The organism is Azospira sp. MPR-LB4 (assembly GCF_058809525.1).
The window spans coordinates 1,330,460-1,344,914 of the sequence record NZ_CM179521.1; the positions used below are offsets into that span (position 1 = coordinate 1,330,460).

The window sequence follows — 14,455 nt, forward strand, 5'->3', positions numbered from 1 at the left end:
GCCCCGCCACCGGTCAACCTAGGGGAAACCCTCCCCGCCCCCGGCCTGCGCCCCACGCCGGGGCGGAGAGGAAATGCAACAGCCCCGGCGGCATCTCCCTCGGCACTTCCAGCATGAACCCGGCCAGCCAGCCGGCAATGGGGTCAGCGGGCAGCGCGACCCCGCTAAAGTCGCGGGCCAGATGGAAATAGGCGGCCCCGTAGGCACGCAACCCGGACGGGCCGGCAGCGCCAAGCCTCGCGGCAGTTGGCGACAGCAACAGCCGACGGCAGCGGCCGTGACGGAACAGGAACACCACCCGGGCCGCCCCGCAGCCGGCCAGGGGTTCCCCCCGGCCATTGACCAGCCCTTCCCCCGGCCTCTCGTACAGATACAGCCGCCGGCACCCGGGCAAGGGCGGCAGGACTTCAGCCATAGGTGCGCCAGAAGAAGGCGCCGGCCATGACGAAGTTAAGCAGCACCACCCCCTTCCGCAGACGCCGGGGTTCCAGGCGCTGGCTAAGCCGCGCCCCCAGCCAGCCCCCGGCAACGGCGCCAGCCGCCAGGGCCAGACCCGGCCCCCAGCGCACCTGGCCGGCGACAATGAAGCAGAGGACGGCCACCGCATTGGTGGCGCCGACGAACAGGCTCTTGGCACCGTTCACCGCCCGCAGTTCGGTGTAGCCCCAGATGCCCCACAGGGCCATCATCATGATGCCCACGGCGCCGCCGAAATAGCCGCCGTAGACGGCCAGCAGCCCCTGGCCGGCCAGCATCAGGCCCGGCCCCGGATGGCGCTGCCGTCGCAGCAGGCGGCCCGCCGCGCCGCCCCAGGCGAAGGCCACGGCCCCCAGCAGGAGCAACCAGGGCACCAGCAGGTCGAAATGGCGGGAGGGCGTCAGCAGCAGCAGAATGGCGCCGATCAGCCCGCCGGCCAGGCTGACCGCCAGCAGGCGGGAGGTGGCCACCCCGGGAAAGGGGGCAAAGTCCCGCCGCAGGGTCCAGGCGCTGGCCAGGGCGCCGGGGAACAGGGCCACGGTGCTGGTGGCATTGGCGACGGTGGACGGCACCCCGGCCAGGATCAGGGCCGGCAGGGTGACGAAGGAGCCGCCGCCCGCCAGGGCATTCATGGCGCCGGCCAGGGTGCCGACGGCGAGAAGCATGAGTGAGTTTTCCATGAGCCTCAGTCTGAAACATGGATCACCCCCTGAAAATCGGCATTTTCCTCAGGCACACTTCGGCTATTCCATAGGCTGAGCAGGGAGCCGCGCCATGCGTTTCGATCTCACGGACCTCAATCTCTTCATCCAGGTCGCCGACAGCGGCAGCATCACGGCCGGCGCCGAGCGCTGCCATCTGTCCCTGGCCTCGGCCAGCGCCCGTATCCGCGGCATGGAGGAAACCCTGGGCACGCCCCTGTTGCAACGGGGCCGGCGCGGCGTCACGCCGACACCCGCCGGCCGGGCCCTGCTGCACCACGCCCAGACCATCGCGGCCCAGGTGCAGCATCTGCGCGGCGACCTGGGCCAGTATGCCCAGGGCCTCAAGGGCCACATCCGGCTGCTGGGCAACACCGCCGCCCTCAGCGAGTTCCTGCCGGAGGCCCTGGCTGCCTTTCTCGCCGCCCATCCCCAGGTCGATGTGGACGTGGAGGAACGGCTCAGCCACCACATCGTCGAGGCCATCGCCGCCGGCCTGGGCGATGTGGGCATCATTGCCGACTCGGTGGACCCGGGGGAGCTGGAAACCCTGCCGTTCCGGGAAGACCGCCTGGTGCTGGTATGCAGCCGCCGTCATGGGCTCGCCGGGCGCGAGACGGTCAATTTCGCCGACACCCTGGACTGGGAATGGGTCGGCCTCACCCCGGGCAGCGCCCTGCCCGACTTTCTCGCCGCCCACGGCGCCCGCATCGGCCGCCAGCCCCGCTACCGGGTGCGGCTCGGCAATTTCGACGCCCTCTGCCGCATGGTGGAAGCGGGCGTCGGCGTCGGCATCATCCCGGTGACGGCAGCCCGCCGCTACGCCCGCAGCATGGATCTGGCGGTGTTGCCCCTGGCCGATGCCTGGGCCAGCCGCCAGTTGCGGCTCTGCTGCCGCCGGCTGGAGGCGCTGCCGCCCTATGCCCGGCAGCTGGTGGAGCATCTGCGGCAAGCCGCGCCGCCGGCCATCTGAGGCGCCACACCCGGCCCCCGGCGCCTCATCCGCCGCCCCTGCCCGGCGACACCCTGCGGGTGGAAAACGAGGTGCAGTCCGTGCTGTCCTCCCGTTCCAAACCCAGGCAGGGCATGGTCACGGTGCGCAGCGAAATCCTCAACCAGCACGGCGACACGGTACAGGTGCAGGAGCAGACCGCCAAACTGGTGGTGCCGCGCCGGCGCCTGAGCCGGCCAAGGGCCCGGCCTCAGCCGTTGTCCTCCTCCGGCAGCACCAGCACGGCGCGGAAGTCGTTGACGTTGGTGCGGGTGGGGCCGGTCAGCAGCAGGTCCCCCAGGCCGGCGAAGAAGCCGTAGGCGTCGTGGCCGGCCAGATGGGCCCGGGCGTCCAGGCCGGCAGCGGCGGCCCGGGCCAGGGTCGCCGGATCGATGCGGGCGCCGGCGTTGTCCTCGGAACCGTCGATGCCGTCCGTATCCGCCGCCAGGGCGTGGATGCCGGGCCGGCCGCCGAGGGCCAGCGCCAGGGCCAGGAGGAATTCGCTGTTGCGCCCGCCCCGGCCCAGGGGCGCGCCCGGCGCCACGCTGACGGTGGTCTCGCCGCCGGAGAGGAGCACGCAGGGCGGCGCCAGGGGCGTGCCGTGGTCCTGACAGGCCAGGGCCAGGCCGGCCGAGACCTTGGCCACCTCCTTCGCCTCCCCTTCCACCCGGTCCCCCAGCACCAGGGGCGTGATGCCGGCGGCCCGGGCGGTCTCGGCGGCGGCCAGGAGGGACTGCTGGGGCCGGCCGATGAGCCGGTAGTCGCTGCGGCCGAGCCGGGGATCGCCGGGCTTGGGCATCTCCAGGGCGCCGGACTGCAGCAGGGCGGCCACTTCCGGCGGTACCTCGATGCCGTGGCGGGCCAGCACCGCCAGGGCGTCGGCGCAGGTAGTGGGATCGGCCACGGTGGGGCCGGAGGCGATGACCGAGGGATCGTCCCCGGCCACGTCGGAAATGGCCAGGGTCAGCACCGGGGCCGGCCAGGCCGCGGCGGCCAGGCGCCCGCCCTTGACCGCCGAGAGGTGCTTGCGCACGCAGTTGATCTCGCCGATGTCGGCACCGCTGAGCAGCAGGGCCCGGGTCAGGGCCCGCTTCTGGGCCAGGCTGACGCCGGGGGCCGGGGCCGCCATGAGGGCGGAACCGCCGCCGGAAATGAGGGCCAGCACCCGGTCCTTTTCCGTCAGGCCCCGCACCTGTTCCAGGATGCGGGCGGCAGCGGCCTCGCCGGCGACGTCCGGCACCGGATGGGCCGCCTCCACCACTTCGATGCGGCGGCAGGGCAGGCCGTGGCCGTAGCGGGTCACCACCAGGCCGGAGAGGGGGCCGGGCCAGTGTTCCTCCACCGCCCGGGCCATGGCCCCTGCCGCCTTGCCGGCGCCCACCACCACCAGGCGCCCGCCCTCGGGCAGGCTGGCCGGGTCCGGCAGATGGGGCGGCACCAGCCGGGCCGGATCGGCGGCGGCGAGGGCGGCCTGCAGCAGGTTGTGGAGCAGGGCGTCGGGGGCTAGTTGCTTGTGGGAGGCAGCGGACATGGGGACTCCGGGAAAAGTCGGGACTGGCCGGACGGCACTCGCCGCCAGCGTCGGCGGCTGGCGGCGGCTGGCGGCAGAAGCGGGGCCGATGGCCCGCGCCGGTGCTGCCCGGGCCGGCCGTGCGCTGGGCAGGTCGCCCGGCAGCGCGCTATTACCTCGCTATTACCTAATGCATACTTTCTTGACCTGGATCAACGGCCGCCGGCGTCCAGGGGTTAGGCTGACCGCCCAGCCTCCGGGCTCCCTGCGGCCAAGGGCCCGGTCTGCGCCGGCCTCGGGCCGGCCGGGGCGGACATGGGGCCGTTGCCCCGTTGCCGCCTATTTACCGCCTTCTGCCTTTCTGACCATAGCGCCCGTCCATGAGCACCGAACTTTTCACCTGGAGCGACGATTTTTCCGTCGGCATCCAGGAAATCGACGAACAGCACAAGGTCCTGGTGGGCCTGCTCAACCAGCTCCACGAGGCCATCCGCGACCACCAGGGCAGCGCCACCTCCCGGGAGATCCTGGACCGGCTGGCCGACTATACCCGCACCCATTTCACCGTGGAAGAGAGCCTCATGCGGGTCACCAACTACCCGGATTTCCCCGGCCACAAGGCCCAGCACGAGGAGCTGATCCGCCAGATCCGGGAACTGCAGGAGAAGCTGGACACGGGCAAGGCCGCCATCAGTTTCGAGCTGCTGCACTTCCTCAAGGTGTGGCTGACCAAGCACATCAGCGAGACAGACAAGCGCTTCGGCAGCCACTTCCTCGGCGTGCCCCTGGCCGCCGACTGGTCGCCGGAGGTGGAGGCGGCCATGAACTCGAAGAAGGCCTGGTGGCGCTTCTGGTAAGCCGGGCCGCTTGAGGCCGGCAGTGCAGGACAACGGCAGCGAGGCTGCCGTTTCTTTTTGCCGCGGCCGTGGCGCCCCGGGCGATGCTGCCGCCCCCGCGGCTTGCCGCTTATAGGGGACTGCCGCCGGGAAAATCGGCCCGCCTGCCCCGTAAGCGACAAGGCCCGCCGAGAGGAGCCCGGCGCGACCGCCGTACAACACCTGCCCGCTGAGGCAGCAACGAAGCCATTCTCCGATGACCCATGGCTGAGATGGCCGTCCTGCCTGGCCCCCAGGCCACTCCCCTTTCAGATGTCCCGCGCCGCCGCCAGCCAGCCCAGGCCGGCCTCGGTGCCGGCGGCGGGCTTGTATTCGCAGCCGATCCAGCCGTCGTAGCCCAGTTCCGTCAGGCGGCGGAAGAGATAGGGGTAATGGATTTCGCCGCTGCCCGGTTCGTGGCGCCCCGGGTTGTCGGCGATCTGCAGGTGGCCGATGGCCGCCAGATGGCGCTCCAGGAATCGGGCCAGGTCCCCCTCCATGATCTGGGCGTGGTAGAGGTCGTACTGCAGCCGCCCCACGCCCGCCTCCGCCAGCACCTCCAGGCCCTTGGCCGGGCGGTCGAGCCAGAAGCCGGGCATGTCCACCCGGCTGTTGATGGGCTCGGCCAGCAGCTCGATGCCGTGGGGCGCCAGCTTGGCGTGGGCCCAGCGCAGGTTGGCGATGAAGGTGGCGCGCAATTCGGCTTCCACGTCCGCCGCCTCCACCGCCCCGGCAGGGGCCAGACCGGCCAGGCAGTTCAGCCGGCGACAGCCCAGGGTGAGCGCGTACTCCAGCGCCAGCTCAACGCCCTGGCGGAATTCCGCCTCCCGCCCGGGCAGGCAGCCGAGGCCCCGCTCGCCCGCCTCCCAATCCCCCGCCGGCAGGTTGAACAGCACCTGCTCCAGGCCGTGGGCCCGCAGGCGCTCGGCGATTTCCTCCTTGGCGTGGGCGTAGGGGAACATGTACTCGACGCCCCGGAAGCCGGCGGCGGCGGCCCGGGCGAAGCGATCGAGGAAGGGATGCTCGGCAAAGAGAAAGCTCAGATTGGCGGCAAATTTCAACATAAGGGCGGGAAACGCAAGGGCGGCGAAGGGGAAAGCCTCAGTATAATCGGCCCACCAAGTTATCTATAAGACAGAGGAGACCGCCATGGGCAACCGCCTTTCCAAGATCGTCACCCGCACCGGCGACCAGGGTGAAACCGGCCTCGGCGACGGTTCCCGCACCGGCAAGGACAGCCTGCGCATCGACGCCATCGGCGAGGTGGACGAGCTCAACTCCTCCCTCGGCCTGCTGCTGGCCGAAAGCTTCCCCGAGGCCATCGACGCCGCCGCGCGGGAAGCCCTGATCCAGGTCCAGCACGACCTCTTCGACCTGGGGGGCGAGCTGTGCATCCCCGGCATGGAAATGGTCAAGGAAGAACAGGTGCTGCGCCTGGAGCAATGGGTGGCCGACTTCAACGAGCCCCTGGCGCCCCTCAAGGAATTCATCCTCCCCGGCGGCACCCGGGCCGCCGCCCACGCCCATCTGGCCCGCACCATCTGCCGCCGCGCCGAGCGCGCCGTGGTGCGCCTGGCCCACGCCGAGAGCGTGGCCGACGGCCCGCGCCAGTACCTCAACCGGCTCTCCGACCTGCTCTTCGTCCTCGGCCGTGGGCTCAATCACGCCGCCGGCTGCGGCGACGTGCTGTGGAAGCACGAGCGCAAGGCCAAGCCGAAACAGGCGTGAAGGTCTGAAGCTGGAAAGAAAAAGGCACCGCTCGGTGCCTTTTTTCTTGGCCGGTGGCCGCCAGCCAGTCCTGGCCGCAAGCCCTGGCGCCATCAAGGGGGCAGCGACCGGCTGGGCAGAGTTACCGGGCGGCCCCAGTCTGCCGGGCGTATCGGGCTCAGGCCCCGGGCAGGCGGGCGATGACCTTGATCTCGAACTGGAAACCATAGAGCCAGGTCACCCCCACACCGGTCAGGGCGGGATAGGGAGCCTCGCCCCAGTAGTCCGGCAACACCCGCCAGAAGGTCTCCAGCACGGCCTCGGGATCGACCAGGAACACGGTCACCTCCACCACGTCGGCAAAGGTGCAGCCGGCGGCCTCCAGCACCCCGTTCAGGTTGTCGAAGGCGCGGCGGATCTGGGCCTCCAGCTGCGGTTCCGGCGAACCGTCGTCACGGCTGCCGACCTGGCCGGAGACGAAGAGGAAGCCGTTCGAGCGCACGGCGGGGGAATAGCGGTTGCGTTCATACAGGGCTTGGCGCCCCGGCGGAAATACCGCATCGCGGGGTGATGTCATGGCAAGGGCTCTCTTTCTTGGCCGGCGGCGATGGCCGGACATGGCGGTAAGGGGAGCGCCCCCCCGGAGGCAGGGAACGCTGCAGCGGAGCACCCACTGTAGCGCCGGGGCCGGGGCCGATAAATGGCGGCGGCTGGGCAACAGTGTTTGTAAAATGCAAACAATCATCACCGGAAAATCAAAACAAACATGGACCGCTTCGATGCCATGCGCACCTTTACCTGCGTCGTCGACACCGGCAGCTTCACCAAGGCGGCGGAGACCCTGCACATCAGCCGGGCCACGGCGACCCAGCTGGTGCAGCAGCTGGAGAAGCGGCTGCAGGTCCGGCTGCTGGACAGGACCACGCGCAAGGTGGGAGTGACCGGCACCGGCAGCGCCTTTTACGAGCGGGCGGTGCGCCTGCTGGCCGATCTGGACGATGCGGAAAACAGCGTCACCGCAAGCCAGGAGACCCTGGGCGGCCGCCTGCGCCTCGACGTGCCCAGCCCCCTGGCGCGCCTGGTGCTGCTGCCGGCCCTGTCCGCCTTTTTCGCACGCCATCCCGACATCCAGATCGACATGCGGGTCAGCGACCGTACTTCGGACCTGCTGGACGAAAACATCGACGGCGTCATCCGGGGCGGCCCCATGGCGGACCCGACCCTGATTGCCAGACGCCTGGGCGACCTGCGCCTGCAGACCTACGCGGCGCCCGACTATCTGCAGCGCCTGGGTTCGCCGCAGCACCCCCGGGAACTGGAGGGTCCGGAGCATCGGATCGTCGGCTATCTGTGGGCCCACCGGAACCAGCAGGCGTCCTATCTGATGCGACGGCAGCAGGAGGCCCTCGGCATCCGCGGCCACTACGCCCTGGCCGTGGACGACGGCAACGCCTACCTGGCGGCGGCCCTGGCCGGGCTGGGGATCGTCTGGCTGCCCGACTACATGGCCCGGCCCCACGTGGCCGCGGGCTCCCTGATCCGGTTATTCCCGGACTGGCAACTGGACCCCATGCCCCTGCATGCCGCCTTCCCCCCCAGCCGGCGCAACAATGCCCGGCTGCGGGCCTTCATCGACTGGGCGTCCGAACTGATCGCCGGCATTTCCTGACGCCGGGCCGGGAGCCGACCCGCGCCACGGCCTGCCGGCGCCCTCGCCGCGATTGGCGGCCCGCCGGACGGCACTTTCCACAGCAGCAGCCGCAGCGCCGGCAAACCGCCGGTGCCGACCGCCCCGGGCGGGCCGGCCTACAGCAGCGCCGCCGTGTCCACCACCGCCACCCGGGTGGTCAGGGCGCTGAGGGCGATGCGGTGGATCATCTCGCTGACCGTGGTGCAGCAGTCCTTCAGCACCGAGACCGGGTACTTCTCCGCCGCCCTGGAGAGGGCGGTATGGGTGACGCAGTTGTGGGTCATCATGCCGCACAGCCACAGCTCGGTGATGCCCCGCTGTGCCAGCACGGCTTCCAGATCGGTCTGGTGGAAGCTGTCGGCAAAACGCTTCAGCACCACCGGCGCCTCCGGCGCAGCGGCCAGGAGACGGGGGTGGAGGTCCACGCCCGACGTTCCCTGGTTGAAGAAAGGCGCCGGTCCCTTGGCCGGATCGGCCACGTGCTGCACCAGGATCACCGGCAAGCCCCGGGCCCGGGCCGCGGCCACCGCCGCCAGGGTGCGCTCCAGCAACGCCTCCGGCTGCCACAGGGGAAAGGCGCCGCCGGGGAAATAGTCGTTCTGCAGGTCGATGACGACCAGGGCGGGTTTGCTGTTGCTCATGGGAATCTCCTTGAGTGGGGTGCGATGGGCCGATTATTGGCCAGCCCCGGCACCACCGGCAGTGGCCCGAATGACAATTTCCGTTAATATCGGGCCACACCATTTCCCGGGAACTGCCATGAACCGGCTCCCCGTCGCCGTGCTGGCCTACCAGCGCATCAGCCCCTTCCACCTCTCCGTGCCCTGCGTCGTCTTCGGCGAGCGCCACCTGGGCGCCCCGGCCTTCGAACTGCGGGTGTGCGCCTGGGAGGACGGCCCCCTCGCCACCAGCGCCGGCTTCAGCCTCAACGTGGAACAGGGCCTGGAGGCCCTGGCCACGGCCCGGGTGGTGATCGTGCCGAGCTGGCGCGATCCGGCGGAACGGCCGCCCCAGGCAGTGCTCGACGCCCTGGTGGCCGCCCACCGGCGCGGCGCCCAGGTGGTGGGCCTGTGCCTGGGGGCCTACGTGCTGGCCGAGGCGGGCCTGCTGGACGGCCGCCGCGCCACCACCCACTGGGAGTTCGCCGCGGACTTCGCCCGCCGCTACCCGGCCGTGACCCTGGACCCGGGGGTGCTCTACGTGGACGAAGGCAACCTCCTCACTTCCGCCGGCACGGCGGCGGGCATCGACGCCTGCCTGCACCTGCTGCGCCAGCGCTGCGGCGCCACTGCCGCCAACCGGGTGGCCCGCCGCCTGGTGACGCCGCCCCACCGCCAGGGCGGCCAGGCCCAGTACATCCCCCAGCCCCTGCCCGCCAGCGCCGGCGATTCCCGCCTGGCGGCATTGCTGGACCGGGTGCGGGCCAGCCTGGAACAGCCCCACGACCTCAACAGCCTGGCGGCCCAGGCCCTGATGAGCCGGCGCACCTTCACCCGCCACTTCCGCCAGCTCACCGGCGCCACGGTCGGCCAGTGGCTGCTGGGGGAACGGCTGGGCCTGGCCCAGCGCCTGCTGGAAAGCACCGACCACGGCATCGAGCGCATCGCCCAGCTGGCCGGCTTCGGCTCCCCGGAAGCCCTGCGCCTGCACTTCCGCCGCAGCCTGGGGGTTTCCCCCAGCCAGTGGCGGCAATCCTTCGGCGCCCGGGACGGGGCCTGAGGTTGCCGCCATGCCCGCAACACCGCCCGCCGCTCAGCCCGCCAACGCCCCCATGCCCGGAACGCCTTGCCTCGCCTACCTCTCCGGCATGGCATGGCGGAAATCCGCGTCCTTCCTGCCCCGCCGGGCAGGCAGGGCGGCAAGCCCCATCCCTGCGCCTTAAGACCGCCTTAAGATTCGCCGGTTAAGGTGGCGCACAAACTGACTCAGAGTGCCGCCATGAACCGTCGCCATCCTTCCCCCAGCTTCAGCCTCGCCGCCGTCGCCCTGCTCTGCGCCCTGTCCTTTCCGGCCCGGGCTGCCAACCCGGCCGACTTCATTGCCCTGGCCCCTGCCCAGGCCAAGGCCCTGGGGGTGGAAACCCGGCCCCTGGCCGCCGCCGACACGGGCAGCGCCGCCGGCCTGCCGGCCAAGGTGGTGGTGCCGGTGGAGCAGATGCGGGTGGTGGCGGCGCCCCTGGCCGGCCTGCTGACCCAGGTGGGCGCCGTGGCCGGGCAGACGGTGAAGAAGGGCCAGATGCTGGCCCGCCTGGCCAGCCCGGGCCTCTTGCAGGTGCAGCGGGACTACCTGCAGGCCAGGCAGCAGGCCGACCTGGCCCAGCGCAGCCTGGCCCGGGACGAACAGCTGTTCAAGGAAGGCATCATCGCCGAAGCCCGGCTCCAGGCCAGCCGCGCCAGCCAGGCCCAGGCGGCGGTGGCGGCGCGGGAACTGCAGGCCGAACTGCGCATTGCCGGTGCCACCGCCGGCGGCGGCAGCCTGACCCCGGAAGTGGCGGTCAGCGCGCCCCTGGACGGCGTGGTGCTGGAAGCCAGCGCCGCCGTGGGCAGCCGGGTGGAGGCGGCCACCGCCCTGTTCACCGTGGCCCAACTGAATCCCCTGTGGCTGGAAATCCAGGCCCCCGCCGCCCTGGCCGGCAACCTGAAGGAAGGGGCGGCGGTGCACATCGCCGGCAGCGAGGCCAGCGGCAAGCTCATCAACGTGGGCCGCCAGATCAGCCCCGGCAGCCAGACCGTGACCCTGCGGGCGAGGATGGACGCGGGTCTCGACTCCCTGCACCCGGGCCAGATGGTGGAAGCCACGGTGGCCGCGGCGCCCCAGGCCGGCGCCACTGCCGGCAAGAGCGCCACCTACCGCATCCCCCAGGCCGCCGTGGTGCGCCAGGCCGGCCAGGCCTGGGTCTTCGTGCAGACGGCCGGCGCCAGGCCCGGCTTCCAGGCCACCCCGGTGAGCGTGGCCGGTAACGCCGGCGCCGATGTGCTGGTGAGCGGCAGCTCCCTGGCGGCCAACGCGGCAGTGGCGGTGAAGGGCGTCAGTGCCCTCAAGTCCGCCTGGAGCACTGCTGCCAGCGCCGCCAGCGATGCCGGGAGCGCCCAATAATGCTCTCCCGCCTGGTCGAATTCTCCCTGGCCCAGCGCCTCCTGATGCTGGTGCTGACGGCCCTGCTGGTGGGCGCCGGCATCATGGCCTTCCACAACCTGCCCATCGACGCCTTCCCCGACGTTTCCACCACCCAGGTGAAAATCATCATGAAGGCCCCGGGCATGACCCCGGAAGAGGTGGAGGCCCGCATCGTGGTGCCCATCGAGCAGGAAATGCTGGGCATCCCCAAGCAGCGCATCCTGCGCACCACCTCCAAATACGCCATCGCCGACGTCACCATCGACTTCGAGGACGGCACCGACATCTACTGGGCCCGCCAGCAGGTGGCCGAGCGCCTCGGCGGCGTCGAGCTGCCCCCCGGCGCCAGCGGCGGCCTGGCCCCCATCACCACGCCCCTCTCGGAAATGTTCATGTTCACCGTGGAAGGCCCCCTCTCCCTGGAGGAGAAGCGGACCATCCTGGACTGGACCATCCGCCCCCAGCTGCGCACCCTGCGCGGCGTCGCCGACGTGAACAGCCTGGGCGGCCACGCCAAGGCCTTCGAGGTGGTGCCCGATGCGGCGGCCCTCAACGCCCGCGGCGTCAGCCTCAACGAACTGCGCCAGGCGGTGGAAGGCAACAACCGCAACGACGGCGCCGGCCGCCTCACCGAGGGCGAGGAAACCCTGCTGGTGCGGGTCGAAGGGGCCGTGCACAGCCTGGACGACCTGCGCGCCATCGTCATCGCCCAGCGCGGCGGCAATCCGGTGCGGGTGGGCGACGTGGCCGAGGTGCGCTTCGGCGCCCTCACCCGCTACGGCGCGGTGACCAAGGACGGCCAGGGCGAGGCGGTGGAAGGCCTGGTGCTGGGCCTGCGCGGCGCCAACGCCCAGCAGGTGGTGGACCAGGTGAAGGCCAAGCTGGCCGAGATCCAGGCCACCCTGCCCGAAGGCGTCAGCATCGTGCCCTTCTACGACCGGGGCCATCTGGTGGAGCGGGCCGTGGGCACCGTCTCCAAGGCCCTGGGCGAGGCCATCGTGCTGGTGGTGATCCTGCTCCTGGCCTTCCTCGGCAACCTGCGGGCGGCCTTGGTGGTGTCGGTGATCCTGCCCCTCTCGGCCCTGCTCACCTTCATCCTCATGCAGTACTTCGGCCTCTCCGCCAACCTGATGAGCCTGGGCGGCCTGGCCATCGCCATCGGCATGCTGGTGGATGCGGCGGTGGTGATCGTGGAAAACGTGGAGAGCCACCTCTCCAGCCCCCACACCTCCGCCCGCCTGCCCCTGCTGCACGTCATCTACCGCTCGGTGCGGGAGGTGACGGTGCCGGTGGCCTCCGGCATCGCCATCATCGTCATCGTCTTCGTGCCCCTGCTGACCCTGGAAGGGCTGGAAGGCAAGCTCTTCATCCCGGTGGCCCTGACCATCGTCTTCGCCCTGGTCTCCTCCCTGCTGCTGGCCCTCACCGTCATCCCGGCCCTGGCCTCCATGCTCATGCAGCGGGGCGGCCACCACGAGGCCTGGCTGGTGCAGAAACTCAACGCCGCCTACGCCCCGGCCCTGGACTGGGCCCTGGCCCACACCCGGCAGGTGGTGGTCGCCGCCCTGGCCCTGCTGGTGCTGGCCATCGGCGCCTACACCCTGCTGGGCAAGACCTTCCTGCCCACCATGGACGAGGGCGACCTCATCATCCAGCTGGAAAAGCTGCCCTCCATCAGCCTGGAGGAGACGGTGGAAACGGACCAGCGGGTGCAGCGGGCCATCCTGGAGCGGGTGCCGGAGGTGAAGAACATCATCGCCCGGGTCGGCTCCGACGAACTGGGCCTGGACCCCATGGGCCTCAACCAGACCGACACCTTCCTCGTGCTCAAGCCCATCAACGAATGGCGCCAGCCGGACAAGGACTGGCTCACCGACCAGCTGCGCCAGGTGATGGAAGACTTCCCCGGCATCGCCTACACCTTCACCCAGCCCATCGACATGCGCATCTCGGAAATGCTCACCGGCGTGCGCGGCGACATCGCGGTGAAGGTCTTCGGCACCGACCTGGACCAGCTCAATCACGCCGCCGACGGCATCGTCGCCCTGCTCAAGGGCATCAAGGGCGCGGAGGACGTGTTCACCCTGAAGAACGAAGGGGTGCAGTACCTCAAGGTGGAGATCGACCGCCTCGCCGCCGGCCGCCTGGGCCTGCCCATTGAAGACGTGCAGAACGCCCTCAAGACCCTGGTGGAAGGCCTGCCCGCCGGCCTGGTGGTGGAGCCGGGGCGGCGCACCCCGGTGCTGCTGCGGGGCGGCCCGGACTACAAGACCAGCGTCGAGCGCTTCGCCGACCTGCGCCTGTCCCTGCCCGGCGAAGGCGCCAATGTCCGCACCGTGCCCCTGTCCCAGGTGGCCAAGATCGAGCGGGTGGAAGGCCCGGTCAAGGTGGACCGGGAAAACGCCCAGCGTTACGTGGTGATCCAGTCCAACGTGCGGGACCGGGACCTGGTGGGCTTCGTCGAGGAAGCCCAGGCCAAGGTGGCCCAGCAGCTGAAGCTGCCCCAGGGCTACCGCATCGTCTGGGGCGGCCAGTTCGAGAACCAGCAGCGGGCCGCCCAGCGCCTGATGCTGGTGGTGCCGGTGGCCCTGGGCCTGATTTTCATGCTGCTCTTTTCCACCTTCGGCTCCCTGCGCCAGGCCGGCCTGGTCCTGGCCATGATCCCCTTCGCCCTGGTGGGCGGCGTCTTCGCCCTGCTGCTTTCGGGCCAGTACCTGTCGGTGCCCGCCTCGGTCGGCTTCATCGCCCTGCTCGGCATCGCCGTGCTCAACGGCGTGGTGATGCTCACCTACTTCAACCAGCTGCGCACCCAGGGCCTGCCCCTGGAGCAGGTGGTGCGGGAAGGGGCCAGGCGGCGCCTGCGCCCGGTGCTGATGACGGCCTCCATCGCCGCCTTCGGCCTGGTACCCCTACTCTTCGCCAGCGGCCCCGGTTCCGAGATCCAGAAGCCTCTGGCCATCGTCGTCATCGGCGGCCTGCTCAGCTCCACCCTGCTGACCCTGCTGCTGCTGCCCATCCTCTACCGCCGCTTCGGCTTCGACAACACTCCGGGAGAACGGCCATGAACGCAAACAATCGCCCCGTGGATACCTGCCTGACCCTGGTGATCCACCCCAATCTGGAAGATGCGGTGGTGGACTTCCTCCTCGACCGGGCCGAGACCGTGGGCCATTTCACCTCCCGCCCGGTGGATGCCCACGGCGGCGACATCGCCTACGAAACCGCCGCCGAACGGGTGCGCGGCCGGGCCCGCCGCTTCCGCATCCAGGCCCTCATGGCCGGCACCCATGTGCACGACCTGCTGCGGGACCTGCGCCAGCAATTCACCGGCGCCGACATCTACTACTGGACCGCCCCGGTCCAGCAATCCGGGAGGCTGTAATGGGC

At 70.8% G+C, this 14,455-nt stretch carries 14 protein-coding genes; 8 read left to right on the forward strand and 6 right to left on the reverse strand.

What is annotated here, in order from left to right:
• Window positions 1-13: 13 nt before the first annotated feature.
• On the reverse strand, window positions 14-415 hold the full coding sequence (locus AC3QLZ_RS06055) for a hypothetical protein (RefSeq protein WP_492783498.1): 402 nt from the start codon (window positions 413-415) through the stop codon (window positions 14-16).
• Complete coding sequence (locus tag AC3QLZ_RS06060; protein WP_492783499.1) at window positions 408-1,142, reverse strand: sulfite exporter TauE/SafE family protein; 735 nt, start codon at window positions 1,140-1,142, stop codon at window positions 408-410. The genes AC3QLZ_RS06055 and AC3QLZ_RS06060 overlap by 8 nt, the downstream gene beginning before the upstream one ends.
• 109 nt (window positions 1,143-1,251) lie before the next feature.
• On the opposite strand from AC3QLZ_RS06060, the gene AC3QLZ_RS06065 reads away from it, so the two are divergent.
• Window positions 1,252-2,151: a LysR family transcriptional regulator gene (locus tag AC3QLZ_RS06065; protein ID WP_287873880.1), complete on the forward strand. Its 900-nt coding sequence runs from the start codon at window positions 1,252-1,254 to the stop codon at window positions 2,149-2,151.
• Window positions 2,152-2,380: 229 nt separating this feature from the next.
• Here the strand turns inward: AC3QLZ_RS06065 and AC3QLZ_RS06070 are convergent, their stop codons facing one another.
• Window positions 2,381-3,700: a glycerate kinase type-2 family protein gene (locus AC3QLZ_RS06070; protein WP_492783500.1), complete on the reverse strand. Its 1,320-nt coding sequence runs from the start codon at window positions 3,698-3,700 to the stop codon at window positions 2,381-2,383.
• Window positions 3,701-4,059: 359 nt separating this feature from the next.
• On the opposite strand from AC3QLZ_RS06070, the gene AC3QLZ_RS06075 reads away from it, so the two are divergent.
• A complete protein-coding gene (locus AC3QLZ_RS06075; protein ID WP_014238430.1) occupies window positions 4,060-4,536 on the forward strand; it encodes a bacteriohemerythrin in 477 nt (158 codons plus the stop codon).
• Between the two features lie 287 nt (window positions 4,537-4,823).
• Here the strand turns inward: AC3QLZ_RS06075 and otnI are convergent, their stop codons facing one another.
• Window positions 4,824-5,618: a 2-oxo-tetronate isomerase gene (gene otnI, locus AC3QLZ_RS06080; protein WP_492783501.1), complete on the reverse strand. Its 795-nt coding sequence runs from the start codon at window positions 5,616-5,618 to the stop codon at window positions 4,824-4,826.
• A gap of 85 nt (window positions 5,619-5,703) precedes the next feature.
• Here otnI and AC3QLZ_RS06085 point away from each other — a divergent pair, with 85 nt between their 5' ends.
• On the forward strand, window positions 5,704-6,282 hold the full coding sequence (locus AC3QLZ_RS06085; RefSeq protein ID WP_287873883.1) for a cob(I)yrinic acid a,c-diamide adenosyltransferase: 579 nt from the start codon (window positions 5,704-5,706) through the stop codon (window positions 6,280-6,282).
• A 157-nt stretch (window positions 6,283-6,439) separates the two neighbouring features.
• On the opposite strand, the gene AC3QLZ_RS06090 is transcribed toward AC3QLZ_RS06085, so the two are convergent.
• On the reverse strand, window positions 6,440-6,838 hold the full coding sequence (locus AC3QLZ_RS06090) for a RidA family protein (protein WP_014238433.1): 399 nt from the start codon (window positions 6,836-6,838) through the stop codon (window positions 6,440-6,442).
• Window positions 6,839-7,027: 189 nt separating this feature from the next.
• Here AC3QLZ_RS06090 and AC3QLZ_RS06095 point away from each other — a divergent pair, with 189 nt between their 5' ends.
• Window positions 7,028-7,930 (forward strand): LysR substrate-binding domain-containing protein, encoded by a 903-nt coding sequence (locus AC3QLZ_RS06095; protein WP_492783502.1) that lies wholly within the window; start codon window positions 7,028-7,030, stop codon window positions 7,928-7,930.
• A 137-nt stretch (window positions 7,931-8,067) separates the two neighbouring features.
• Here AC3QLZ_RS06095 and AC3QLZ_RS06100 read toward each other — a convergent pair whose 3' ends face one another.
• On the reverse strand, window positions 8,068-8,592 hold the full coding sequence (locus AC3QLZ_RS06100; protein ID WP_287873885.1) for a cysteine hydrolase family protein: 525 nt from the start codon (window positions 8,590-8,592) through the stop codon (window positions 8,068-8,070).
• 118 nt (window positions 8,593-8,710) lie between these two features.
• On the opposite strand from AC3QLZ_RS06100, the gene AC3QLZ_RS06105 reads away from it, so the two are divergent.
• The 4 genes from AC3QLZ_RS06105 to AC3QLZ_RS06120 all read left to right on the forward strand — a co-directional run bounded on the left by AC3QLZ_RS06105 (window position 8,711) and on the right by AC3QLZ_RS06120 (window position 14,450).
• Window positions 8,711-9,670, forward strand: coding sequence for a helix-turn-helix domain-containing protein (locus tag AC3QLZ_RS06105; protein WP_152089652.1), 960 nt, complete (start codon window positions 8,711-8,713; stop codon window positions 9,668-9,670).
• A gap of 219 nt (window positions 9,671-9,889) precedes the next feature.
• Window positions 9,890-11,047, forward strand: coding sequence for an efflux RND transporter periplasmic adaptor subunit (locus AC3QLZ_RS06110; protein ID WP_492783503.1), 1,158 nt, complete (start codon window positions 9,890-9,892; stop codon window positions 11,045-11,047).
• Window positions 11,047-14,133: an efflux RND transporter permease subunit gene (locus AC3QLZ_RS06115; RefSeq protein ID WP_492783504.1), complete on the forward strand. Its 3,087-nt coding sequence runs from the start codon at window positions 11,047-11,049 to the stop codon at window positions 14,131-14,133. The genes AC3QLZ_RS06110 and AC3QLZ_RS06115 overlap by 1 nt, the downstream gene beginning before the upstream one ends.
• Window positions 14,130-14,450 (forward strand): DUF3240 family protein, encoded by a 321-nt coding sequence (locus AC3QLZ_RS06120; protein WP_492783505.1) that lies wholly within the window; start codon window positions 14,130-14,132, stop codon window positions 14,448-14,450. The genes AC3QLZ_RS06115 and AC3QLZ_RS06120 overlap by 4 nt, the downstream gene beginning before the upstream one ends.
• The last annotated feature ends 5 nt before the right edge of the window (window positions 14,451-14,455 follow it).